Source organism: Cupriavidus sp. CPT47-8839-RL05A, assembly GCF_058792255.1.
The window spans coordinates 75,792-98,863 of the sequence record NZ_JBYTEG010000001.1; the positions used below are offsets into that span (position 1 = coordinate 75,792).

General features: G+C 68.9%; 19 protein-coding genes. 9 read left to right on the forward strand and 10 right to left on the reverse strand.

Features of this window, described 5'->3' with window-relative positions; all coding sequences use genetic code 11:
• Positions 1-31: 31 nt before the first annotated feature.
• A complete protein-coding gene (gene metE, locus AC3WVS_RS00360) occupies positions 32-2,410 on the reverse strand; it encodes a 5-methyltetrahydropteroyltriglutamate--homocysteine S-methyltransferase (RefSeq protein WP_492316877.1) in 2,379 nt (792 codons plus the stop codon).
• 130 nt (positions 2,411-2,540) lie between these two features.
• Between metE and AC3WVS_RS00365 the strand changes: the two genes are divergently transcribed.
• Positions 2,541-3,464 carry a LysR family transcriptional regulator gene (locus AC3WVS_RS00365; protein ID WP_010814566.1) on the forward strand — a complete coding sequence of 308 codons (924 nt, stop codon included), beginning with the start codon at positions 2,541-2,543 and terminating at the stop codon, positions 3,462-3,464.
• A 7-nt stretch (positions 3,465-3,471) separates the two neighbouring features.
• On the opposite strand, the gene AC3WVS_RS00370 is transcribed toward AC3WVS_RS00365, so the two are convergent.
• Positions 3,472-3,813 (reverse strand): AsnC family transcriptional regulator, encoded by a 342-nt coding sequence (locus AC3WVS_RS00370; protein ID WP_492316878.1) that lies wholly within the window; start codon positions 3,811-3,813, stop codon positions 3,472-3,474.
• Between the two features lie 151 nt (positions 3,814-3,964).
• Between AC3WVS_RS00370 and AC3WVS_RS00375 the strand changes: the two genes are divergently transcribed.
• On the forward strand, positions 3,965-4,435 hold the full coding sequence (locus tag AC3WVS_RS00375) for an Lrp/AsnC family transcriptional regulator (protein ID WP_492316879.1): 471 nt from the start codon (positions 3,965-3,967) through the stop codon (positions 4,433-4,435).
• A gap of 8 nt (positions 4,436-4,443) precedes the next feature.
• On the opposite strand, the gene AC3WVS_RS00380 is transcribed toward AC3WVS_RS00375, so the two are convergent.
• Complete coding sequence (locus tag AC3WVS_RS00380; RefSeq protein WP_492316880.1) at positions 4,444-4,974, reverse strand: riboflavin biosynthesis protein RibA; 531 nt, start codon at positions 4,972-4,974, stop codon at positions 4,444-4,446.
• Positions 4,975-5,242: 268 nt separating this feature from the next.
• Here AC3WVS_RS00380 and ribA point away from each other — a divergent pair, with 268 nt between their 5' ends.
• From ribA to AC3WVS_RS00395, 3 genes are all read left to right on the forward strand, one after another.
• A complete protein-coding gene (gene ribA, locus AC3WVS_RS00385) occupies positions 5,243-5,839 on the forward strand; it encodes a GTP cyclohydrolase II (protein WP_010814562.1) in 597 nt (198 codons plus the stop codon).
• A gap of 178 nt (positions 5,840-6,017) precedes the next feature.
• The gene (locus AC3WVS_RS00390; protein WP_010814561.1) at positions 6,018-6,497 is read left to right on the forward strand and encodes a MarR family winged helix-turn-helix transcriptional regulator; all 480 of its coding nucleotides are present in this window, start codon (positions 6,018-6,020) and stop codon (positions 6,495-6,497) included.
• A gap of 46 nt (positions 6,498-6,543) precedes the next feature.
• Positions 6,544-7,914, forward strand: coding sequence for a serine hydrolase domain-containing protein (locus AC3WVS_RS00395; RefSeq protein ID WP_492316881.1), 1,371 nt, complete (start codon positions 6,544-6,546; stop codon positions 7,912-7,914).
• Positions 7,915-7,965: 51 nt separating this feature from the next.
• Here the strand turns inward: AC3WVS_RS00395 and AC3WVS_RS00400 are convergent, their stop codons facing one another.
• Together AC3WVS_RS00400 and AC3WVS_RS00405 are read right to left on the reverse strand one after the other, a co-directional pair.
• Positions 7,966-8,301 carry a HigA family addiction module antitoxin gene (locus tag AC3WVS_RS00400; RefSeq protein WP_492316882.1) on the reverse strand — a complete coding sequence of 112 codons (336 nt, stop codon included), beginning with the start codon at positions 8,299-8,301 and terminating at the stop codon, positions 7,966-7,968.
• An 11-nt stretch (positions 8,302-8,312) separates the two neighbouring features.
• Positions 8,313-8,591: a type II toxin-antitoxin system RelE/ParE family toxin gene (locus tag AC3WVS_RS00405; protein WP_035815279.1), complete on the reverse strand. Its 279-nt coding sequence runs from the start codon at positions 8,589-8,591 to the stop codon at positions 8,313-8,315.
• 225 nt (positions 8,592-8,816) lie between these two features.
• Between AC3WVS_RS00405 and uvrA the strand changes: the two genes are divergently transcribed.
• From uvrA to AC3WVS_RS00420, 3 genes are all read left to right on the forward strand, one after another.
• Positions 8,817-14,678 carry an excinuclease ABC subunit UvrA gene (uvrA, locus tag AC3WVS_RS00410; protein ID WP_492316883.1) on the forward strand — a complete coding sequence of 1,954 codons (5,862 nt, stop codon included), beginning with the start codon at positions 8,817-8,819 and terminating at the stop codon, positions 14,676-14,678.
• Between the two features lie 101 nt (positions 14,679-14,779).
• Positions 14,780-15,130, forward strand: a complete 351-nt coding sequence (locus AC3WVS_RS00415; protein ID WP_492316884.1) for an endonuclease — start codon at positions 14,780-14,782, stop codon at positions 15,128-15,130.
• 24 nt (positions 15,131-15,154) lie between these two features.
• Complete coding sequence (locus AC3WVS_RS00420) at positions 15,155-16,015, forward strand: endonuclease/exonuclease/phosphatase family protein (protein WP_492316885.1); 861 nt, start codon at positions 15,155-15,157, stop codon at positions 16,013-16,015.
• Positions 16,016-16,117: 102 nt separating this feature from the next.
• On the opposite strand, the gene AC3WVS_RS00425 is transcribed toward AC3WVS_RS00420, so the two are convergent.
• The 3 genes from AC3WVS_RS00425 to AC3WVS_RS00435 are packed head-to-tail and all read right to left on the reverse strand — an operon-like array spanning position 16,118 to position 17,162.
• Positions 16,118-16,501 (reverse strand): hypothetical protein, encoded by a 384-nt coding sequence (locus tag AC3WVS_RS00425; protein WP_010814554.1) that lies wholly within the window; start codon positions 16,499-16,501, stop codon positions 16,118-16,120.
• Positions 16,502-16,531: 30 nt separating this feature from the next.
• The gene (locus AC3WVS_RS00430) at positions 16,532-16,762 is read right to left on the reverse strand and encodes a hypothetical protein (protein ID WP_010814553.1); all 231 of its coding nucleotides are present in this window, start codon (positions 16,760-16,762) and stop codon (positions 16,532-16,534) included.
• A 34-nt stretch (positions 16,763-16,796) separates the two neighbouring features.
• On the reverse strand, positions 16,797-17,162 hold the full coding sequence (locus tag AC3WVS_RS00435; RefSeq protein ID WP_010814552.1) for a BON domain-containing protein: 366 nt from the start codon (positions 17,160-17,162) through the stop codon (positions 16,797-16,799).
• A gap of 418 nt (positions 17,163-17,580) precedes the next feature.
• Between AC3WVS_RS00435 and AC3WVS_RS00440 the strand changes: the two genes are divergently transcribed.
• Positions 17,581-18,216, forward strand: a complete 636-nt coding sequence (locus AC3WVS_RS00440; RefSeq protein WP_492316886.1) for a malto-oligosyltrehalose synthase — start codon at positions 17,581-17,583, stop codon at positions 18,214-18,216.
• 32 nt (positions 18,217-18,248) lie between these two features.
• Here AC3WVS_RS00440 and treY read toward each other — a convergent pair whose 3' ends face one another.
• Both treY and treZ read right to left on the reverse strand, forming a co-directional pair.
• A complete protein-coding gene (treY, locus tag AC3WVS_RS00445; RefSeq protein ID WP_492316887.1) occupies positions 18,249-20,936 on the reverse strand; it encodes a malto-oligosyltrehalose synthase in 2,688 nt (895 codons plus the stop codon).
• On the reverse strand, positions 20,936-22,942 hold the full coding sequence (gene treZ, locus AC3WVS_RS00450; protein WP_492316888.1) for a malto-oligosyltrehalose trehalohydrolase: 2,007 nt from the start codon (positions 22,940-22,942) through the stop codon (positions 20,936-20,938). Before treZ ends, treY begins: the two co-directional genes overlap by 1 nt.
• Between the last annotated feature and the right edge of the window lie 130 nt (positions 22,943-23,072).

Below are 23,072 nucleotides of genomic sequence, written 5' to 3' on the forward strand. Positions count from 1 at the left end.
TTCTTGCCAGCGCAATTGCCGCTGCGCCGTCTCAGTGCGCGTGCGTGGCGCAAGCCGTGCAGGCGCCGCTGGCGTGGGGCACTGCCGCACCGGTGGCGCCTGCAGGCTTGCTGACGCGCTTCCATGTCGTTGCGCCTCGCGCCGACAGCCGTGCGCGCAGCGCGCGGGCCGCGCTGACCATATTGGCCAGCGCTGCTTCGGTCTCCTCCCAGCCGCGCGTCTTCAGGCCGCAGTCCGGGTTGACCCACAGCCGCTGCGGCGGCACCACCTCGCAGGCGCGGTCGAGCAGCCGCTCCATGGCCTGCACCGACGGCACGCGCGGCGAGTGGATGTCGTAGACGCCCGGCCCGATCTCGTTCGGGTAGTCGAAGTCGCCGAAGCCTTCCAGCAGTTCCATTGCCGAGCGCGAGGTCTCGATGGTGATCACGTCCGCGTCCATGGCCGCGATGGCGGGCAGGATATCGTTGAACTCGGCATAGCACATATGCGTGTGGATCTGGGTCTGGTCCTGCACGCCGCTGGCCGACAGGCGGAAGGCGGTGACGGCCCAGTCCAGGTAGGCATCCCAGTCGGCACGGCGCAGCGGCAGGCCTTCGCGCAGCGCGGGCTCGTCGATCTGGATCACGCGGATGCCGGCCTGCTCCAGGTCGCACACTTCGTCGCGGATGGCCAGGGCCAGCTGGCGCGCGGTGGTGGCACGCGGCTGGTCGTCGCGCACGAAGGACCACTGCAGCATGGTGATGGGGCCGGTGAGCATGCCCTTCATCGGCCGCTCGGTCAGCGATTGCGCATAGCGGGCGGTATCGACCGTCATCGGCTCGGGCCGGTACACGTCGCCGTAGATCACCGGCGGCTTGACGCAGCGCGAGCCATAGCTCTGCACCCAGCCGTTCTCGGTAAAGCCGTAGCCGCACAGTTGCTCGCCGAAGTACTCGACCATGTCGTTGCGCTCGGCTTCGCCGTGCACCAGCACGTCCAGGCCCAGTGCTTCCTGCTTGCGCACGGCCACCGCGATCTCGGCACGGATGCGTTCCAGGTATTCGAGCGCGCCGATCTCGCCGCGCTTGAACGCGGCGCGGGTCTGGCGGATGGCGGCGGTCTGCGGGAACGAGCCGATCGTGGTGGTCGGCAACAGCGGCAGCTGCAGCGCCTGGCGCTGGCGCTCGATGCGCTCGGCAAAGGGGCTGGCGCGGTCGGCCATGCCGGCGCTCACGGCTGCCAGCCGCTGCTGCACCCGCGGGTTGACCACCCGGCGCGAGGCGCGGCGCGAGGCCTGCGCGGCGTCGGATGCTGCCAGCGCTTCGGCGACCACGGCGTCGCCTTGATTCAACGCGCGGGCCAGCACGGACAGCTCGTCGAGCTTTTCGGTGGCGAAGGCGAGCCACGACTTCAGCTCGGCATCGAGGCGCACTTCATGCGCGAGCGACACCGGCACATGCAGCAGCGAGCACGACGGTGCCAGCCACAGGCGCTCGCCCAGCGCGGCCTGCACCGGGCGCAGCGTGTCCAGCACGCGGCGCAGGTCGGTGCGCCAGATATTGCGGCCGTCGATCACGCCCAGCGACAGCACGGCGTGCGCGGGCAGCGCGGCCTGCCATGCGGCCAGTTGTTCCGGCGCCCGCACCAGGTCGATATGGAAGCCATCGACCGGCAGGGCGGCGGCGCGCTGCGCATGGTCGGCGGCGGTGTCGAAATAGGTGGCCAGCAGCAGCTTGGGGCCGGCTTCGCGCAAGGCAGCGTAGGCGGTGTCGAATGCGTCGAGCCAGGCCGGCTCCAGCTCCAGGCACAAGGCCGGCTCGTCGATCTGCACCCATTCGATGCCGCGCGCCTTGAGTTGGCCAAGGATGCGGCGATAGCCCTGCAGCAGTTGCGGCAGCAGGGTCAGGCGGTCGAAGCCCGCCACATGGCTCTTGGACAGCCACAGGTAGGTGACCGGCCCGATCAGCACCGGGCGGGCGCGCAGGCCAAGCGCCAGCGCCTCATCGGCTTCCTCGAAGAACCAGGCCGGGCCGCCGTCGAAAGTGGTCTCGGCGTCCAGCTCGGGGACCAGGTAGTGGTAGTTGGTGTCGAACCACTTGGTCATTTCCATGGCCGGCTGCTCGCGGTTGCCGCGTGCCAGCTCGAAGTACTGCGTCAGCGTGAGCCGGGCCGGATCGAAGCCGAAGCGGCGCGGCAGCGCGCCCAGCAGCGCGGTCAGGCTCAGCATCTGGTCGTAGTAGGCGAAGTCGCCGGTGGCGACCGTGTCCAGGCCGCGGTCGGCCTGCAGCTGCCAGTGGCGGCGGCGCAGTTGCGCGGCCACGTCGCGCAGCTCGGCTTCGGTGCGATCGCCGCGCCAGAACGCTTCTTGCGCAAATTTCAGTTCGCGGCGTTCGCCGATGCGGGGAAAGCCGAGGATATGGGTGCGTGCCATGGAGGTTGCTCCGGAAGATGTCTGGCGCACAGTGTCGGTTTGCCCGTAAAATGAATCAAGCGACAAGTTTTAAACAACATATGAATGAGTTTCATATCAAGATAGACGGGCAACAGGTTGGGGGCGCCGCATGATCGAAGTCCGCCATTTGCGCTCGCTGGTGGCGATTGCCGAGTCCGGCAAGCTGGCCACCGCGGCCGAGCGCGTGCATGTCAGCCAGTCAGCGCTGTCGCACCAGATCAAGGCGATCGAATCGCACTACGGCCTGCCGCTGTTCGACCGCACGCGCCAGGGGCTGCGCTTCACGCCGGCGGGCGAACGCCTGCTGGCGCTGGCGCGCGAGGTGCTGGCCGCGGTCAGCGCGGCCGACCGCGATATCGAACGGCTCAAGGGCGACACCCGCGGCGAGCTGCGCGTGGTGCTGGAATGCCATACCTGCTTTGACTGGCTGATGCCGGTGATGGATGAGTTCCGCCGCCGCTGGCCGGAGGTGGAGGTGGACCTGGTGGCGGGCTTCCACGCCGACCCGATCGCGCTGCTCAGCGACGGCCGCGCCGACATGGTGATCGGCTCGCAGCCGGCGGCCCGACGCGGGCTGGAGGTGGCGCCGCTGTTCCGCTTCGAGATCCTGGCGGTGATCGCCAATGAACACCGGCTGCGCAACAAGCGCCGCATCGAAGCCGGGGACCTGGCCGGCGAAACGCTGATTACTTATCCGGTGCCAGAGCAGCGCATCGACCTGATCCGCGAGGTGCTGGAGCCCGCGGGCATCCACCTGGAACGGCGCACGGCGGAACTGACGGTAGCGGTGCTGCAGCTGGTAGCCAGCCGCCGCGGCGTGGCGGCGCTGCCCAACTGGGGGGTGAAGAACTACGTCGACCACGACTACGTGCTGGCCAAGCGCATCGGTGCCAGAGGCTTGTGGAGCGAGCTCTATGCCACGGTGCCGGCGGCGATGGCGCGCAGGCCCTACGTGGCGGACTTTGTCTCGATCGTGCGCGATACGTGCGCGGCGCAGCTCGATGGGATCGAGTTGCTGCCGCAGGCTGCTTAGGCGCGGTTCACGCGGACAGGGCCAGGGCCGGCTCACTGTCAGTGCGGCGCATGGCGGCGCGCGGCGCCGGCTCGGCCACGGCGTCGCTGTCCGGGTCATCCACGTCGGCAAACAGCAGTTCCACGTCGAAACCATTGTCGAGGCGGCGCAGGAACAGCCACAGCAGGCCGGCATTCTCCGCCGTCAGGGTGGCATGCAGCACGGCCTGCCGGGCGGCGTCGAAGCTGAGTTGCGCCGGCGCCAGGCCGGTACGGCGCGCATTGGCCAGCACCCATTCCATGGTGCCGAACGGGTCGGTGGTTTCGAGTCGCAGCGAGAGGCGCAGGGTGGGGAGGGTGGCGGCTGGCATGTGTCGTTTCCGGCAGGTCGTTCGATAAAGTAAATTTACCAGCCGCTGCGCAAAATTGGCTTCTCTATTTTCTCCACTATGGATTGTATTGGAGAATAACTATCCTTTTATGGCAGAATTTAAAGATGATTCTTTTTTGTGAGCTATTGTGATGGCACAGTCGCCCAAACTAGACGACACCGACCGGCGCATCCTGCGTGAACTGCGGCGCGATGGCCGCTTGTCCAATGCGAAGCTGGCCGAGCAAGTCGGCTTGTCGGCCACGCCCTGCTGGAACCGCGTGCGCGCGCTGGAAGAAAGCGGGGTGATCGAAGGCTACGCCGCGCTGCTGAACCAGAAGGCGCTGGGCTTGCCCGATACCGTGCTGATCGAGGTTACGCTCGAGCGGCACGACGACGACATGCTGTACCGCTTCGGCAAGGCGCTGGCGGAACTGCCTGAAGTGATGGAGGCGCACTTGCTGACCGGCGAATATGACTACCTGATCAAGGTCGCGGTGGCGGGGACCCTGGGCTATGAGGAGTTCCTGCGGCACAAGCTCTACAAGCTGCCTGGCCTGCGCCACAGCCGCTCGACCTTTGTGCTGCGCACGCTCAAGCGCGAGCCTTCGGTCGAGCCCTGAGCAGCTTGTCAGGCCGTCCTGAGCACCTCGGCGGTGGTATTGCGCAGCGCGCGCATAGCCTCGTTGCATTGCTGCGGCGTGGTCGGATGTACCAGTAGCGCCCAGCGGCCATGCTGCACGGCCTCACGCACCGGCGTTATCACCAGTTGATGGTCCGGTCGTGCGGTCACCAGCCCCGCCAGCAGCATGCCGAACACCATGCCCAGGAAGAGGGCCGCCCCGACTGCGAATCCCGGGCTGTCCATGACGGCCTCGACTCCCTGCCGGTGCAGGATGCCGACAATGGCCAGCCCGATCACCGCGCCCAGCGTACCCATCATCAGGTGCGAGCGCACCGCGGTGCGCGCGATGGCGTCGTTCTCGGGCTCCAGCTTGCGGCCGAAGTGCGCTTCGTATGGATGCACCAGCCGCACCTGCCTGCGCCGGAGATGGGCCTCATGGCAGACCCGTTCGGCGGCGTCGTTGGCTGCCGACCTGGTGTCGAACAGTGCTGCGATCTTGGTACTGGCTTGCTCAGCGTTCAAGGGATTACCGGTCATGGCCTGCTCCTGCTGGGGCCGAGGGCCGCCGTCAGGTGATGCGCGCTGCGCTTTTTGTCGCCTGGAACGGCTCCGGCGATGTGCTGTAAACCGAGTCTACCGACCCGCTTGAAGCGGCTGCATAAGGGGATTGCGCGTACTGCTGTAGGACTTCGCCGACGGCCGTCCCGCCCCGCCACGGCGGGGAATCCGAGCGCGAAGGTGCAATTCCGCTCATAATGTCGGCGGTGCCGGGCCGCGCCCCCGCCTTTTGACCAAGAATTCCGGTATGAATGACACAGAAATTGAGCTGATCGACTCGGCGCGCCTGCCGACGCGATTCGGCGACTTTACGGCGCACGCCTTCAAGGGCGCCGATTCAGGCATTGAACACCTGGCGCTCAGCGTGGGCGATGTGACGGGCGATGGCGTCCTGATCCGCATGCATTCCGAATGCCTGACCGGCGACGTCTTCGGTTCCTGCCGGTGCGACTGCGGTCCGCAGCTCGAGCTCGCCATGGAAAAGATTGCCGCCGAAGGCCGCGGCATCCTGCTGTACCTGCGCGGGCATGAAGGCCGCGGCATTGGCCTGGCCGAGAAGATCCGCGCCTATCGCCTGCAAGACGGCGGGCTCGACACGGTCGACGCCAACCTGGCCCTGGGCCAGGCGATCGACGCACGCAACTACGCCTTCGCCGCCGACCTGCTGCACCAGTGGGGCGTCAAGTCCGTGCGCCTGATGAGCAACAATCCGCTCAAGGCCGCAGCGCTCGAGAAGGCCGGCATCACGGTCACCGAGCAGTTGCGCCACATCGTGCCGTCCAACGCCGAGAACGAGAAGTACCTGGCTACCAAGCGCACGCGCATGGGGCACCTGCTCGACTGATCGCGCTTGAGCGCTGCAGGCAGCCGCCGCGCTGCCTGGACCGGCCCGCTGCCAGGAATCCTGGGGCGGGCCTTTTCTTATGCCCGGCGATCGCGCGAAGAACCGTACTTACCCTTGGTTAGTTGCTCGTGGAAACTATTGCTCATAGAATCTATTGGCCGCCTGATCACCCGTTCCCATGTCCAACACTGCCAGCACCACCGATTCCATCCTGGAATTCATGTCGTTTCGCCTGAACCGCCTTTGCGAAATGACCAAGAGTTCCGCCTCCGGCTTTTACGAGCGCGAGTTCGGCATCGGCCTGCGGGAGTTGCGTGTGCTGCGTTTTGCCGGGCTGGAGCCGGGCCTGACGCTGACGCGCCTGATCGAACTGGTGTTGCTGGAGAAAACGGTGACTTCCAAGCTGGTCACCGCGCTGGCAAAGCGGGGCCTGCTGCGCCGTGAAGTCGGCGAGGCCGACGCCAGGCAGTTGAACCTTTACCTGACCGCGGCGGGCGAAGCACTGGTCGCACGGACGTACCAGCGCGGCGACATGCTGGAGAAGATGTTCCTTTCCGTGCTGACGGAAGCGGAGGTGCAGACGCTGGACCGCTGCATCGACAAGCTGACCGCGGCCTTGATCGAGCACCAGCAGGGCGCGGATGCGCAGGCGGGCTAGCCCCGCGGGCGGCAATCCCTCAAACAAGACAAGGCAAGGAGACAGCATGTCATTGAAGACCTATCCGGAATCCTCGCGCCCCTGGCGCCGCCTGGCATGCATGGCGCTGTGCGCGGCCAGTCTGCCGGCCTGGAGCCAGAGCACCGGCAGCACCGCCGGGAGTGCGGCCGCCCCGGCAGCCGCGGCGCCGACCCTGGTCGCCGCGCTGGACAGCGACCCGAACCGCCTGGGCTGGATGCAGGGCTTCCCGCCGCCGCCGGACAAGCTGATCACGCATACGCCGGGCGCCGACAGGTTTCCGCGCAATCGCTGGCTGTTCTCGCATGTCCGGGAACTGGTGCCGACCGCGTCCGTCTGGCGCGGCGCCGGCCCGGCCAGCGCGCTGCCGCGTGCGGAACGGGATATCAGCTCGGTGCAGTTCACCGATGCGGACGGCAGCCGCCGCACCTTCGACGAGATGCTGGCGCTGACCTACACCGACGGCATCCTGGTGATGCACAAGGGCAAGGTCATCTATGAGCGCTATTTCGGCGCGCTTGACGGGCATACGCCCCATATCGCCATGTCGGTCACAAAGTCATTCGTCGGCACGCTGGCCGCGATGCTCGCGGCCGACGGCAAGCTCGACCCGGCGGCACCGGTGACGCGCTACCTGCCCGAACTGGCTGGCACGGCCTATGGCGACGCCACGGTGCGGCAGGTCATGGACATGACCATCGGCGTGCGCTACTCCGAGGACTATGCCAATCCCAAGGCAGAGGTGTGGGACTACGCGCGTGCGGGCGGCATGCTGGCCCGCCCGGCGGGCTACAGCGGCCCGGGGACGTTCTACGACTTCCTGAAGACCCTGCAGAAGGAAGGCGACCACAATGCGGTGTTTGCCTACAAGACGGTCAATGCCGAGGTGCTGGCGTGGATCGTGCGCAGGGCCTCGGGCCAGTCGCTGGCCAGGCTGCTCTCGGAGCGGATCTGGCAACCGATGGGCGCGGAGCAGGATGCGTACTTCACCGTGGACAGCATCGGCACGGAGTCGGGCGGCGGCGGGCTGAACACCACGCTGCGCGACCTCGCGCGCTTTGGCGAGACCATCCGCGGCAACGGGCGTTTCAACGGCAAGCAGATCATTCCGGCCTCGGTCGTGGCGGATATCCGCAGCGGCGGCGACCGGGACCAGTTTGCCAGGTCGGCCAGCGCGCCGGTGCTGCCGGGCTGGAGCTATCGCGACATGTGGTGGGTCTCGCACGACAGCCACGGCATGTTCCAGGCCGCCGGCATCCATGGCCAGCGCATCTATATCGACCCTAAGGCCGAGCTGACCATCGTGCGATACGCGTCGCACCCCGTGGCCGGCAACGCGGCCAACAATCCGATCACGTTCCGTGCTTTCCGGGCGCTGGCGGAAACGCTGATGCGATAGGGGGATGGCCCCGGGGCGGCGTGGGCAGCGTCGCCCCGGCAATACCGGTTTCTACTTTTCAGCGGCCGGCTGACCGGCCGCCGCGGCATTGCGCGGCGCCACTTCCGCGGTGATGCGCTCGCCGTGGTCGCGCTGCGCGACCTTCAGGTCATAGTCCAGCTGCAGGTTCAGCCACGACTGCGCATCGCCGCCAAAATAGCGCGCCAGGCGCAGGGCGGTGTCCGGCGTGATGCCACGTTGCTCGCGGACGATGTCGTTGATGCGCGCCGCGGTCACGCGCAGCGCGAGGGCCAGGGCGTTGGCGCTCATGTTGAGCGGTACCAGGAAATCCTCACGCAGGATTTCGCCCGGGTGGATGGGACGCATGCCGTCCTTGAAGCGAACCATGTCTGTCTTCCTCAGTGATAGTCGATGATCTCAACGGCCGCGGGGCCGTCGTGGGTCCAGATGAAGCAGATTCGCCACTGTTCGTTGATGCGGATGCTGTAGCGGCCTTTGCGGTCGCCCGTCAGCAACTGCAGGCGATTGCCCGGTGGGGAGCGCAGGAACTCCAGCGTCGACGCTCTCTGCAGCAGCCGCAGCTTGCGTTCGGCCACGGCGCGGATATTGCCGAAGCGTGGTACACAGCGGCCCGCGAACAGTTCAGCCGTGTCCGAACATCTGAATGACTGGATCATATCGTATATCGGTAATCGATAAATAGCAATGCAGCGAAAGTCAGGCATTGGCCTGGCGCGAACGTCCATGAAAACCGCTCGCCTCTCGCGCCGCACCGTCACTTGTCTGATTCCGGGCGAGGTGATCGATACCAATTCTTTTCCAACCTGATAGACTGTATGGATGTACAGTGGTCGGGCAGCTTCCCGTCACCTCCTTAACGTCCTGATTCGAAAAGAGAAATCGTGTCGAGCAAGCAGCTAATCCGCATTCGCGGCGCCCGCCAGCACAACCTCAAGAATGTCGATCTCGACCTGCGCCCCGGCGAGATGACCGTGGTGACCGGGCCGTCCGGCTCGGGCAAGTCCAGCCTGGTGTTCGACACGCTCTATGCCGAAGGCCAGCGCCGCTACGTCGAGACCTTCAGCGCCTACGCCCGCCAGTTCCTTGACCGGATGGACCGGCCCCAGGTGGAGCGCGTGGACGGGGTGCCGCCTGCCATCGCCATCGACCAGACCAACCCGGTGCGCAGCTCGCGTTCGACGGTGGGCACGATGACGGAGCTGAACGACCACCTGAAACTGCTCTACGCGCGCGCGGCGGAGCTGTTCGACAAGCAGACCGCGCTGCCGGTGCGCCATGACTCGCCCGAAACCATCTACGCCGAGCTGCTGGCGCGCACGGCCGAGGGCCAGCCGCATCACGATGCGCGGCTCGTGGTGACCTTTCCGGTCGAGCTGCCCGAGTCCGCCACGGATGAGGAGGTCCAGCAGTGGCTGTCCGTCAGCGGCTATACGCGCGTGCAGGCGCAGCGCGTGGTGCAGTCGCCCACCGGCGCACGCAAGCTGCTCGATGTGGTGGCGGACCGCTTCCGCATCGGCAATGCCGAGAAGGTGCGCGTGGTGGAGGCGATCGAAGCTTCGCTCAAGCGCGGCGGCGGCCGCGTCAACATCTATGTGCTGGCTGACGGCGACGAGGGCCCCGTATGGCGCTTTTCCACCGGCCTGCACAGCCCGGACAGCGACCTGCGCTATGCGGACCCGCAGCCGGCGCTGTTCTCGTTCAACTCCGCCTACGGCGCCTGCGAGACCTGCCGCGGCTTCGGCCGCGTGATCGGTGTCGATCTTGGCCTGGTGATCCCCGACGCGCGCAAGACGCTGCGCGGGGGCGCGATCAAGCCGATGCAGACCCCGGCCTGGAAGGAGTGCCAGGACGACCTGATGCGCTACGCCGGCAAGGCCGGCATTCCGCGCGACACCCCCTGGGCGGAGATGACCGAGGCCGAGCGCCACTGGGTCATCCATGGCTCGCCGGACTGGACCGGCCAGTGGAACAAGCACTGGTACGGCGTGATGCGGTTCTTCAACTACCTGGAGTCGAAGGCCTACAAGATGCACATCCGCGTGCTGCTGTCGAAGTACCGCAGCTACACGCCGTGCGAAACCTGCGGCGGCGCACGCCTGAAGACCGAGTCGCTGCTGTGGCGCCTGGGCTCGAAGGACAATGCCGACGCCGTGCTGGCGCCACCGCGCCGCTTCCTGCCGCGCGGGGTGGACTGGGACCGCATCCGGCTGGAGGCGCTGCCCGGCCTGACCGTGCATGACCTGATGCTGCTGCCGATCGAGCGCATCCGCCGTTTCTTCGACGAGCTGACCCTGCCCAGCGCGATGCTGGACGATGCCCTCAAGCTGCTGCTGGCCGAGGTGCGCACGCGCCTGAAATACCTGTGCGACGTGGGTTTGGGCTACCTGACGCTGGACCGCCAGAGCCGCACGCTGTCCGGCGGCGAGGTGCAGCGCATCAACCTGACCACGGCGCTGGGCACCTCGCTGGTCAACACCTTGTTCGTGCTGGACGAGCCCAGCATCGGCCTGCACCCGCGCGACCTGAACCGCATTGTCGAGGCCATGCACCGGCTGCGCGATGCGGGCAACACGCTGGTGGTGGTGGAGCATGATCCGTCCGTGATGCTGGCTGCCGACCGCCTGATCGACATGGGCCCAGGCCCCGGCGAGCGTGGTGGCAATATCATCTTCGACGGCACGCCGGCCGATATCCGCAATGCCGGCACGCTGACCGGCGAATACCTGGGCGGGCGCCGCCGCGTGGCCGATGCCTCGCACTGGCAGCGCCGGCCGGTGGATGCCACGCTGCCGCGCATCGTGCTGGCAGGCGCCACCGAGCACAATCTGCAGGACGTCACGGTAGAGATCCCGCTGCAGCGGCTGGTGTGCGTGACCGGCGTGTCGGGTTCGGGCAAGTCCACGCTGCTGCAGGACGTGCTGCATCCGGCCATGGCGCGGCACTTCGGCAAGGCCACCGAGTCGCCGGGCGCGTTCCGCAAGCTGACCGGCGCGGACCTGGTCGACGATGTGGTCTTTGTCGACCAGTCGCCGATCGGCAAGACCGCGCGTTCCAACCCGGCCAGCTACGTGGGCGCGTTCGACGAGATCCGCAAGATCTTCGCCAAGGCGCCGATGGCGCTGCAGCGCAGCTACACCGCGGGCACCTTCAGCTTCAACTCGGGCGACGGGCGTTGCCCGACCTGCGGCGGCTCGGGCTTCGAGCATGTCGAGATGCAGTTCCTGAGCGATGTCTACCTGCGCTGCCCGGACTGCGACGGCACCCGCTATCGCCCCGAAGTGCTGGAAGTGAAGATCGAGCGTGCCGCGCCCGGCCAGCCGCCGCGCTTGCTGAGCATTGCCGACGTGCTGGAGCTGACCGTCAGCGAAGCGGCCGCCTGCTTTGCCGCCGACCCCGCGGTGCTGCGCGTGCTGCAGCCCATCGTCGATGTCGGCCTGGAATACATGAAGCTGGGCCAGCCGGTGCCGACGCTGTCGGGCGGCGAGGCGCAGCGCCTGAAGCTGGCCGGCTTCCTTGCCGAAGCGGCGCAGGCCACGCCGTCGCGGACCCGGCCCAGCGCCATCCCGCGCCGGCTGTTCATGTTCGACGAGCCGACCACGGGCCTGCACTTCGACGATATCGCCAAGCTGATGCGCGCCTTCGGCAAGCTGCTGGACGGTGGCCATTCGCTGATCGTGATCGAGCACAACCTGGACGTGATCCGCGCCGCGGACTGGCTGGTCGACCTTGGCCCCGAGGGCGGCGATGCCGGCGGGCGCGTGGTCTGCACCGGCACCCCGGAAGACGTGAAGCGCTGCGCCGAATCGCATACCGGCCAGGCGCTGATCCACTATGACGCGGCGCTCGGCGAAGCCGGCACGCTTGCCGCCGAGCGCGCCGAGATCGAAGGCGTGCCGCTGCAGGCCGCGCTGCAGGCACGGCGCGCGCGCCGCGAGGTCGAGGGCGAGGACGTGGTGCGCATCGTCAATGCGCATGAGCACAACCTGAAGGCGCTCAACGTCGATATTCCGCACGGCAAGTTCAACGTGGTCACCGGTGTGTCCGGATCGGGCAAGTCGACGCTGGCCTTCGACATCCTGTTCCACGAAGGCCAGCGCCGCTACCTGGAGTCGCTCAATGCCTATGCGCGTTCCATCGTGCAGCCGGCGGGCCGGCCCGAGGTGGATGCGGTCTACGGCATCCCACCCACGGTGGCGATCGAGCAACGCCTGTCGCGCGGCGGCCGCAAGAGCACGGTGGCGACCACCTCCGAGGTCTGGCACTTCCTGCGCCTGCTGTATGTCAAGCTGGGCATCCAGCATTGCGTGCATGACGGCGCGCCGGTGACCTCGCAGAGCCCGGAGTCCATCGCCGCCCAGCTGCTGCGCGACCATCGCGGCCAGCACGTGGGACTGCTGGCGCCGCTGGTGGTCAACCGCAAGGGGGTCTATACCGACCTGGCCAAGTGGGCCAAGGCGCGCGGCAATACGCACCTGCGTGTCGATGGCGAATTCCTGCCGGTCGACCCGTGGCCGCGGCTGGACCGCTTCCGCGAGCACACCATCGAGCTGCCGGTAGGCGACCTGGTGGTGTCGGCCGAGAACGAGGCCGAGCTGCGCGCGCTGCTGGCGCAGACGCTTGAGGCCGGCAAGGGCGTGATGCACCTGCTGGCGCCGCTGGACGGCCTGCACCACGCCATGCACAACGGCGGCACCGCGCATGTGGGTGAGATCAAGGTGTTCTCGACCAAGCGCGCCTGCCCGGTGTGCGGCACCAGCTACCCTGAGCTGGATCCGCGCATGTTCTCGTACAACAGCAAGCACGGCTGGTGCACCACCTGCGTGGGCACCGGGCTGGCACTGACGCGCGAGCAGCGCGCGGCGTTCGACGATACCGTGCTGGTGGAAGACAACCGCGGCCGCGAGCAGAGCCTGCCGTCGGAAGAGCAGGAGCCCGAAGGCGTGGTCGACACGCCGTGCCCGGACTGCCACGGCACGCGCCTGAACCTGGTCGCGCGCGCGGTGACCTTCGACGAGAACGCCATCGTCGACGTGGCGCAGTGGACCGTGTCCGATACCCGCCGCTGGGTCGACGGCCTGCACCTCACGGGGCGTGATGCCGAGATCGCCCGCGATGTCATCAGCGAGATCGGCAGCCGCCTGCAGTTCCTGGAGGAAGTGGGGCTGGGCTACCTGAGCCTGGACCGTGCCGCGCCCAGCCTGTCTGGCGGCGAGGCCCAGCGCATCCGCCTGGCCGCGCAGCTGGGCAGCAACCTGCAGGGCGTCTGCTACGTGCTGGACGAGCCCACCATCGGCCTGCATCCGCGCGACAACCAGATCCTGCTGGACGCGCTGCGCAAGCTCGGCGACAAGGGCAATACGCTGGTGGTGGTCGAGCATGATGAAGACACCATCCGCCGTGCCGACCACATCATCGATATCGGCCCCGGTGCGGGCAAGCGCGGCGGCACGCTGGTGGCGCAGGGCGGCGTGGCCGACCTGTCGGCGGCGCCGGACTCCACCACCGGGCAGTTCCTGGCGCACCCGATCATCCATCCGCTGCAGGCCAGGCGCAAGGTGAAGCCCGGTGCCGCGGGCAAGCCCGCCGATCCGCCGGAATGGCTGACCGTGCACGGCGCGTCGCTGCATAACCTGCGCAAGGTGACGGCGCGCATTCCGCTGTCGCGGCTGGTGGCCATTACCGGCGTGTCCGGTTCGGGCAAGTCCACGCTGGCGCGCGATGTGCTGATGACCAACCTGCTCGACGCGGTGGGCCGCTCGGTGCTGTCGTCGCCGGCGACCCGGCGCGCGCGCAATGCTGCGAAGGATGAGGCCAAGGCAGCCAAGTCAAGTACCAGGAAGCCGCTCAAGGTCGAGCACAACTGGCATGGCTGCGACGCCGTCACCGGCTGGGAATCGATCGACCGCGTGCTGGAGGTGGACCAGACCCCGATCGGCAAGACGCCGCGCTCATGCCCGGCCACCTATATCGGCGTGTGGGACACCATTCGCAGGCTCTTTGCCGATACGCTGGAAGCGCGCGCGCGCGGCTACACGGCGTCGCGTTTCTCGTTCAATACCGGCGACGGGCGCTGCCCGGCATGCGAAGGGCAGGGCGTGCGCACCATCGGCATGAGCTTCCTGCCGGACGTGAAGGTGCCGTGCGATGTCTGCCACGGCCAGCGCTTCAACCCCGAGACCCTGGCGGTCACCTGGCGCGGCAAGAATATCGGCGACGTGCTGACGATGGAGATCGACGAGGCGGTGGAGTTCTTCTCGGCCATGTCGAACATCGCCCATCCGCTGCAACTGATGAAGGACGTGGGCCTGGGCTACCTGACGCTGGGCCAGCCGTCGCCAACACTGTCCGGCGGCGAGGCGCAGCGCATCAAGCTGGTGACTGAACTGAGCAAGGTGCGCGACGACATCACGCGCCGCGGCCAGAAGGCGCCGCATACGCTGTACGTGCTGGACGAGCCCACCGTGGGCCTGCACATGGCCGACGTGGCGCGCCTGATCCGCGTGCTGCACCGGCTCACGGACGGCGGGCACAGCGTGGTGGTGATCGAGCATGACCTCGACGTGATTGCCGAGGCCGACTGGATCATCGACCTTGGCCCCGAAGGCGGCGCGGGCGGCGGCGCCATCGTCGGCGCGGCCGATCCGGAGGCCTTGTCGCGCAACGCGGCCAGCCATACCGGCGCGGCACTGGTGCCGGTGCTGGCGCGGGGCAATGCCGAGGCCGGGAAAGTGGGCATCGCGTAAGGGTGAGTGGCGCATGAATCGGGGCGGCGAAGGGCGTACGGGCACGTCTTTCGCTTGACCATGGCTACTGGCGCGCACATCGCGTGCAAACGGAGGTAACCATGAAGCATATCCACCCCAGCCGACTTCTTGCAGCGGTGGCCCTGGCCGCTGCCGCAATCCCCGCCCTGGCGCAGGCGCCAGGCACGCCGCGCGGCACCTATGACCCGTATTCGCAAGGCGCGCGCAGCACTGACAAGTTCGACCCGTACAGCCAGGGTGCCAACGCACCCACCCGGACCGACCTGGCACCCGCGCCAGAGGCCCAGCCTTCGACCGTGCCGGCGCAGCCTGGCGTGCCTGGCACGACCATGCAGCGCACCCCGGATCCATACATGGAGGGCGCACGTTGGGAAACCCCCGACCTGGGCCGCCGCATCGGCAAGCCGAACGAGTTCCTGGATGGCGCCTGAGCCTAGCGGCCAGCGCTGCCGGCCATGCGAATGCAACCGGACTTACCGTCTCTTGTAAATCCTGCCCAGGCGCGTGACCCTGGCGACACGCCTGCGGTCGCCAGCGCACGGGCAGGGCTGCACTGCGCGGCGGACGCGGCCGGCATCGCCAGCATGACGGTGGTCAGTTACAACATCCACCGCGCCGTGGGCACGGACCGCCGCTATCGGCCTGACCGCATCGCAGCGGTGCTGGAGGAACTGGACGCCGATATCGTCGCGCTGCAGGAAGTGGAATCCGGCAGCAGCAACGACCATACCCTGGAATACCTGGCCGGCCATACCGGCATGCACGTGGTCTCTGGATTTACGCGCGTGCGCGGCAATGCCGACTATGGCAATGCGCTGCTGGCGCGCTTTGCGCCGCAGGCGGTGAACCAGATCGACCTGACGGTGAAGGGCTGCGAGCCGCGCGGTGCCATCGATGTCACGCTGGCTTGCACGGCGTCGGGCTGGGAGAGCGCGCTGCGCGTGATTGCCACCCACCTGGGCCTGCGCCCCGGTGAGCGCCGGCGCCAGGTGCAGCAGTTGCTCAACTACGTGGCCGCCGCGCCGCCGTTGCCGACCATCCTGCTCGGTGACGTCAATGAATGGTTCCTGTGGGGCCGGCCGTTGCGCTGGCTGCATGCGTATTTCGAGCATACGCCGCACACCGCCACCTTCCCGTCGCGCTGGCCGGTGTTTGCCCTCGATCGCATCTGGGTGTCGCCGCGCGCGCACCTGGTGTCGGTGGCCAGCCACCGTTCGCCGCTGGCGCGCGTGGCCTCCGACCACCTGCCGCTGCTGGCTCGCTTTGAGGTGCCCGCAGCGCCGCAGTATGACGGTGGAGACCTCAGTACGACATAGTGGTAGCTTTGATGAGCGTCCCGGCCGGATCAAGACGGGGGTTCCGGGCGCACCGGGGCCCCGTTCGTCTTGCCGCACGGATACGTCCTTGCCGGGCGCTAGCTAACGCGGTGCGCGGGGTGGGCGTTCCTCGCGCTCATCGGTGTGGTCGGCCTTGTCGACCGGCACTTCGGCCGGCAGGTCTTCGGCGGCATGCATCACTTCATCGGCGATCTCTTCCTCCGGGCTTTCCTCATCCTGCGCGGTGTGGGCCTCATTCTCGCGTTGCTCGATTTCTTCATCGATATCGTCGGTTTCCTGTTCGAGATCGGGGTCGAGCGTGCTCGGGATATGGCCCGCGTCGGCGCGCGCGGCACCGGACGCGGTGTTCTCGCGCGAACGGCGGCCGGCGGAAGCCTGCGCGCCTTCGCGCGGCGCGGGCGCGGTGCCGCCCACGCGGTCACCGTGGCGTGGGCCGATACGGTGGGTACGTACGGTCTTGCTCATCGTGCCTCCTGTTCGGTTGGCTCGGCGGATTCAGTGGTTCTCCACTGGCGCTTCGCTGTCATCGGGCCTGTCGCCGCGGCGCCTGACTGAAGGCGGCTCGGTGTTCTCGTCCGGGATGTCATGCTCGCGCTCGACATCGTGGCGGCGGTCGCGCCCGGGCTTGCCCCGTTCATGTTCGGTGTCGGGGCCGCCCTTGTGCGGGTCGGGACGCTCGCTGCGGCGTCGCGTGGTGTCATGGTCGGGCTGGCGATGGGTGCTCATGGCGTCTCCACGGAGGTTGGCATGGCGCTGCCGGTCAGTCGGTGCCGGCGCGCAGCTCGTCGGATACGGCGCTCACGCCGCGCACCGAACGAGCCAGTTCCATTGCCATCGTACGCTGTTTATCGTCGCGCACGGTGCCTTCCAGTTTGACCACGCCGTCAGTGGTGGATACGCGGATCCTGGCGGGGTCCAGCGTGCGCGCGTTGGCCAGGCGGGCCTGGACTTCGGCAGTGATGGCGCGGTCGCTGGCGGCTGCTGTGTCGCGCGGCGCGGCCGTGCGGCCGGTTGAAGACGGCGCCGCCGGCGCATCGGTCGGGGCGGCCGCAACGGCCTGGGAGGCGGCCATCGCCAGCACCGCCAGAGGCAGCGCCAGGCGGGCGATGCGGAAGCGTGGTGTCATGACGATCCTCCTGTACTTGGCAGCGGGCAGGGCGATTCCTGCACCGCATCTGCCTTGGACCTGCAAGCTCCGTTCCTGGCGCCGGCGCCGGCGCCGCCGGTGCGGGGCTGGGTCCTGTGCGGCTTGCGACGCTGCCGGTTCGGCGCACACGGCGTAGTTTTTACAGCCGCGGCAGAAACTGCATGTGCGGCCTGCCAGCGCCCGCCGCGGCATGACCGGCGCGATGCTTGCGCCGTCGTGTGATTGCGTGCCGTCGTGTCTATAGTGGAGGAAATGCTGGCAAAAACTGGCGAGCGGCAAGTGCCGGCGAGCACAGCCCGCAACGCCGGCCCCATGCCGCGGCGGCCCCCTGTGCGCCGCGTGCCGCCGGGCCCGACAGCGCAGCCGGGGGGAGCGGCTCATCCGTTGCGAGGTAGTCATGAACCTAGCCAGCATCCTGTCCACCGTCGTCCTGGCCTCGTCCGTCTCGGTGTCTTCGGCGCCGGTGGAGCGCCAGCTGCTTGCGATGACGCCCACGGACTTCGCCCAGCGCTTCAATACCGTGGCCCACGACACCGGCTCCGGCCTGGCCCTGCCCAGCTTCAAGGTCAAGCCGGGCTGGCACCGCGCCGCGCCCAGCTCGGGGGTGTCGGTGCTGGTGCGCGCCAGCCGCTCGGGCTACGCCATCGATGAGGTGGTGGTGGTGTGCCGCGAGGTCGAGCGCTGCTTCCTGACCATCTGCACGGCCGCGCTTGCGATTGACGACAGCGTCAACCCGCTGCTGCTGCAGCGCTTTATCGTGGCGCGCATCGCGACCGAGCTGGGTGAGGTCGGCCTGGTGATGTCGGGCCTGGCGTATATCGTCGTCACGCCCAAGGAGGACGATTACGTTGCCGTCGTGATCCGGCCCTACCTGCCGCAGGAACGCGGCGCTTCGCCCGGCCAGGCAAGGCGTGGGCCGCACGACGGCGCGCAGCCGCCGCAGCACGGCCAGGCGGTGCCGCATGGCACGCCACGCCATCACCACGGCCCGCTGACGCCGATCGTGTTGCACACGGCGGTGCAGAAGTCCTGAGGCCGCGAGCGTTCGCGCTGCCCCGGGGCCGCTTACGGCTGGCGCAACAGCAGCGCCACCGGCAAGCCGCCCAGCACCTCGCGCAGGCGCAGCCGGCCCATGGGTGCGTCCAGCACATGGCCGGTCAGCGCATCGGTCCAGCGGCTCGGCTGCGGCGCACTCACGTTCAGGGTGGTGTCGCCCCAGCCCGCGGGCGGGATGCGCGGCATGGTCGGGTCGACCTGCGTGGCCGCCAGCCGCGTCACCACGGTGATGGCCTGGTGCGCATCCGCGGTGCGGGCAAAGGCCAGCACCTGCGGCACCAGCGCGCCTTGCGCCGCCAGCATGCTGTATTGCCCGTCGGCAAAGAGCCGGGGATGGGCGTGGCGTACTGCCAGCACCTGGCGTATCAGCTGCTGCTTGATGCGCCCGTCGCGCCAGTGCGCCAGCCAGTGGGCCCAGCCGGCGCTGCAGCCCAGGCGCGCGCGCAGTTGCGCAAAATCGGGCGGGCGCCGGTTGTCGGGGTCCACCAGGCTCAGGTCCCAGCCTTCGCATCCCTGGTAGCGGTCGGGGATGCCTGGTGCGGTCAGCTGGACCAGCACCTGTGCCAGGCTGTTGACGGCGCCGGCCACGGCAATGTGCTGCGCAAACTGGCCGATATGCGCCAGCACACCCAATGGCCAGTCCGCCGCGATGGCGCGCAGTAAGCCCTCGCACGCGGCTTCGTAGGCTGCGTCGGGGCAGGTCCAGTTGCCGTGGCGCTTGGCTTCGCGGATGGCCTTGAGCTGCCACGCGGACACGCGCTCCAGGAAGGCCTCGACGGTGTTGCCGCCTGCAGGCTTGCCGATGTCCTCCATCGGCCACGCGCCGACCAGGGTCTGGTACAGCATCAGGCGGTCGCCGGGGTCCGGGGCCTGCGGCAGCGTCGACAGCAGCGGTGCGCAGGCGCGTTCCCATGCCGCCACGGCATCCGCCCAGGCGTCGGGCATCTCGCTCAGCACGGCCAGGCGCATGCGTGTGTCCTCGCCGCGCTTGTGGTCGTGGGTCGCAGTGGCCAGCATGGCATGAGGACAGGCCATGCGCCGCGCCGCCATGCGCGCGTGGAACTGCGCCGGCGGCAGCGCCAGCGTGCCGGGGTCGCTGCCCACCTCGTTGCGCGACAGCAGCCGCCCGTAGCGGTAGAACGCTGTGTCTTCGCCGGCCTTGGCTGCCAGGGCGGGCATCAGTTGCTGCAGGCGGCGGCGCAGCACGCCGGTTTCGCTGTCGGGCGGGGCTGGCGTGCGCAGGCAGCCGCCGATAAAGGCCAGTGCCACGGCCTCGTCCGGGGCGAGCTCGGGGCGCGCCGCCTGCATGGCCTGGTCCAGCATGGCGTGGTCGGCCTGTGCGGCCGAGGCGTCGCGCGCGCCGGGTTTCGCGTCAAAGTAGCTGCGGTAGACGGGCACCGCCGCCATCAGCGCGGCCAGCGCGCGCCGCAGCGCCGCACGTGTCAGGTCGCGCGTGCCGGGCTCCTGCTTCGCGCAGTCGTGCAGGCAGGCGGCGGCGCCTTCGTACTCGGTCACCAGGTGACGCTCCAGCACCTGGCGCCGTGCCGCCGCGATATGGGCGGCATACGGGCGCGCATCGCCGCTGGCCGACGTCCACAGTGCGCCCAGCGGCGCCTCGCCGTTGCCGTCGTGCAGCACGGCGGCAACGTCGTCCATGAAGTCGTAGCCCGTGGTGCCATCCACCTGCCAGTCCGGCGCCAGCCGTTCGCGCGGGCCCAGGATCTTTTCGACCACCAGCCACGGGTGCGCCAGGCGCAGCAACGGCGGGCGCGCGGCGGCGTGCCGGTCCAGTTCGGCGCGCAGCCGGCGGCAGTAGCCGGCAGGATCGGCCAGGCCGTCGACATGATCGACACGCACGCCGTCGATCCAGCCTTCGCGCAGCAGGCGGAAGACCAGCGCGTGGACGGCGTCGAATACCTGCGGGTCTTCCTCGCGCACGCCGACGAGATCGCTGATCTCGAAAAAGCGCCGCCAGTTCAGTGCCGCGGCGGCGGTGCGCCACCAGGCCAGCCGGTAGTGCTGGCGCTCCAGCAGTGCGTGCAGCCGGGTGCGGCCTTCGGCCTGCGTGGGGTCGTACCAGCCGGGCTGGGTTGCGGCGGCGGCATCCACGCTGCCCGGCGCCAGCGGCAGCGAGTGCTCGAAGTAGCGCAGGTAGGCGGCATCGCCGGCGCTTGCAGGCACCCATTGCAGCTCGCCCGCCACCAGCGTGTCCCAGTAGGACTGGCCCAGCATCGGCAGCAGGACCTTGCCATGCAGGGCGGGGTCGCGCGGGGTCCAGTCGATGTCGAAGCTGGCGGCGCAGCGGCTGGCGCGTCCGTGGGTCAGCACGTCGCGCCACCAGTGGTTGTGGGTGGGGTCGGCTGCCATGTGGTTGGGCACGATGTCCAGCACCAGGCCGAGGCCGGCGGCGCGGGCGCGCCCGGCCAGCGCCTTCAGGCCGGGCTCGCCGCCCAGCTCGTCGCGCACGCGGGTGAAGTCGGTGACATCGTAGCCGTGGCTGGAGCCCGGGCGCGCGCCGCACACTGGCGACAGGTACAGGTGGCTGACGCCGAGCGCGGCGTAGTAGTCGACCACGGCGGCGGCATCGGCAAAGGTGAAGCCCGGGTGCAGCTGCAGCCGGGCGGTGGCGCGGGGCAGGTCATGGTCGCCGCCATCGCCATGACCGCCTGGCAGGGATTCCGGCAAGCCGGCGGGCATTATCTGACGCGCGCCGCTGCGGGCTCGCACATGGTGGCGACGCAGGCCAGCGGCGGCAGCATGCCGGCGGACAGCTCGGCCGCGGCGCCGGGCAGGCTTTCATGCAGCGCCGCGCTCATGTCGTGGCATGGCCGCATGCATGGCACGGCTTCGCTGCCCAGGTTCAGCCACAGGCTCAGCTCCATGCCGTCCATCAGCCGCCAGCGTGCGCACAGCGCGGCCGGCCCCAGGATATCGACACCGGCCGACTGGCAGCCGGCCAGCCGGTCCAGCAGTTCACGGCGGCGCACCGCGAGCAGCTCGTGGTAGTACGGGGTCCAGTCGCCGTCGTCTTCCAGCTCGGGGCGCGACGCCTCGAAGGTGGCCGGGTCGTTGGGGTCGGGGATGGCCGCGGCGCGCGCATCGTCGCGGAATGCCGCGGAAGCCGCAAGCTCGCGGCGCCGGCCGTCGCGCACGGCCTGCGCCAGTTCGGGCGGGTGGCTGGTGAAGTAGAGGAAGGGCCGCTGCGTGCCGGTTTCCTCGCCCATGAACACCAGCGGCACCTGCGGGCACAGCAGCTGCAGCGCCACCGCTGCGCGCAGCGCATTGCGGTCCGCCAGGCCGGCCAGCCGGTCGCCCAGTGCGCGGTTGCCGGTCTGGTCGTGGTTCTGCAGGAAGCAGACGAAGGCCGTGGGCGGCAGGTGCGCGCTGGGCTGGCCGCGGCGCACGCTGTCCGCGCTTGACGGCACGCCCGGCGCGGCGGCAGAGCGGTGCGCCGACAACTCGCCCTGGTAGGCAAAGCCTTCGCCCAGCACGCGCGCAAGGTGGCGCAGCGCGGGCTCGCCGCGCCCCGCAGGCGCATCCTCGCCCTCATCGGCGCAGCGGGTGTAGTCGCAGTAGTAGCCGTCGCCCTCGCCGGTCAGCAGCACGTGCAGGGCATGGTGGGCGTCATCGTTCCATTGTGCGTCGTAGCCCTTGGCCAGCAGTTCGGCATCGTTGTTGTCGTTTTCCAGCACCAGGTGCAGATGGCGGCTGGCGCCGTCGCCTTCGGCCAGCGTGGTGCGCAGCTCGCCGGGCAGCGCCGCCAGCCAGCCTTCGTCCTCGATCGCGTGCACGGCGTCCAGGCGCAGGCCGTCGAAGCGGAACTGCTCCAGCCAGTAGCGCGCGTTCTCGGTGAAGAAGCGCCGCACCTGCGGCCGGCGGAAATCGATGGCCGGCCCCCACGGGGTCTGCCGGTCTGCGCGGAAGAACGCGCTGGCGTAGCGGTGCAGGTAGTTGCCCTCGGGCCCGAAGTGGTTGTAGACCACGTCCAGCAGCACCATCATGCCGAGCTGGTGGGCGCGGTCCACCAGCGCGCGCAGTTCATCCGGGGTGCCGTAGGCGGACTCGGGCGCAAACGGCAGCACGCCGTCATAGCCCCAGTTGCGCGCGCCGGGGAATTCCGCCACTGGCATCAGCTCGACCGCGGTGAAGCCCAGCGCCGCCAGCCGCGGCAGCTGCTGCGCCGTGCCGGCAAAGCCGCCGCACAGGCCCACGTGCAACTCATAGACGATGGCTTCATGCCAGGGGCGCCCGCGCCAGTCCGGACAGGCCCACGCAAAGGCGCCGGCGGCGTCGGGCGCGGGCACGATGCTGGGCCCGTGCACATCGTCGGCCTGGCAGCGCGAGGCCGGGTCGGGCACGGTGGTGCCGTCGTCAAGCCGGAACCAGTAGCGTGCCCCCTTGCTGCACGCAACGATGGCCTCGAACCAGCCGTTGGCGCCGGCCGCCATGTGCACCGGACCGAGCCCGGCGATCTCCAGCCGTACCGCCTGGCCTTGCTCGGCTGCGTCCGGAGCCCACAGCCGGAACCGCACGCGGCCGTCTGGCAGCCAAGCCGGCCCGAACAGGTAATCGTGCGCAGGTTCGTCGTAGCCTGGCAGGCCTGGCTGCCCGACGGCAGCGGGCGCCGCAAAGCAGTCGTGCGGGGCCAGGTTGGGCGTGGCGGAGCGGGCGCCGGGGGCGAGAAGAAACGGATTGGCGTGCAAATTCGGCTCCTGGCTTCGGAACAGCTGTGGAACGTGCAAAGGGAGAGCCGGCCGGATGGCCGGTCCTTGTGTCCAACGCGAACTCCATGCCCACGGAACAACGCTTTGCGAGGGCGCATGCTGGCGGGGC

Bases quoted from the DNA above. Each gene is read 5' to 3' on its own strand.
- AC3WVS_RS00415 (WP_492316884.1), top strand. From the start codon at position 14,780: ATGAAGCATATCCACCCCAGCCGACTTCTTGCAGCGGTGGCCCTGGCC.
- metE (WP_492316877.1), bottom strand. From the start codon at position 2,410: ATGGCACGCACCCATATCCTCGGCTTTCCCCGCATCGGCGAACGCCGC.
- AC3WVS_RS00370 (WP_492316878.1), bottom strand. From the start codon at position 3,813: ATGCCAGCCGCCACCCTCCCCACCCTGCGCCTCTCGCTGCGACTCGAA.
- AC3WVS_RS00395 (WP_492316881.1), top strand. From the start codon at position 6,544: ATGTCATTGAAGACCTATCCGGAATCCTCGCGCCCCTGGCGCCGCCTG.
- AC3WVS_RS00420 (WP_492316885.1), top strand. From the start codon at position 15,155: ATGCGAATGCAACCGGACTTACCGTCTCTTGTAAATCCTGCCCAGGCG.
- AC3WVS_RS00365 (WP_010814566.1), top strand. From the start codon at position 2,541: ATGATCGAAGTCCGCCATTTGCGCTCGCTGGTGGCGATTGCCGAGTCC.
- AC3WVS_RS00425 (WP_010814554.1), bottom strand. From the start codon at position 16,501: ATGAGCAAGACCGTACGTACCCACCGTATCGGCCCACGCCACGGTGAC.
- AC3WVS_RS00375 (WP_492316879.1), top strand. From the start codon at position 3,965: ATGGCACAGTCGCCCAAACTAGACGACACCGACCGGCGCATCCTGCGT.
- ribA (WP_010814562.1), top strand. From the start codon at position 5,243: ATGAATGACACAGAAATTGAGCTGATCGACTCGGCGCGCCTGCCGACG.
- AC3WVS_RS00440 (WP_492316886.1), top strand. From the start codon at position 17,581: ATGAACCTAGCCAGCATCCTGTCCACCGTCGTCCTGGCCTCGTCCGTC.
- AC3WVS_RS00380 (WP_492316880.1), bottom strand. From the start codon at position 4,974: ATGACCGGTAATCCCTTGAACGCTGAGCAAGCCAGTACCAAGATCGCA.
- AC3WVS_RS00435 (WP_010814552.1), bottom strand. From the start codon at position 17,162: ATGACACCACGCTTCCGCATCGCCCGCCTGGCGCTGCCTCTGGCGGTG.
- treY (WP_492316887.1), bottom strand. From the start codon at position 20,936: ATGCCCGCCGGCTTGCCGGAATCCCTGCCAGGCGGTCATGGCGATGGC.
- AC3WVS_RS00430 (WP_010814553.1), bottom strand. From the start codon at position 16,762: ATGAGCACCCATCGCCAGCCCGACCATGACACCACGCGACGCCGCAGC.
- AC3WVS_RS00390 (WP_010814561.1), top strand. From the start codon at position 6,018: ATGTCCAACACTGCCAGCACCACCGATTCCATCCTGGAATTCATGTCG.
- AC3WVS_RS00405 (WP_035815279.1), bottom strand. From the start codon at position 8,591: ATGATCCAGTCATTCAGATGTTCGGACACGGCTGAACTGTTCGCGGGC.
- AC3WVS_RS00400 (WP_492316882.1), bottom strand. From the start codon at position 8,301: ATGGTTCGCTTCAAGGACGGCATGCGTCCCATCCACCCGGGCGAAATC.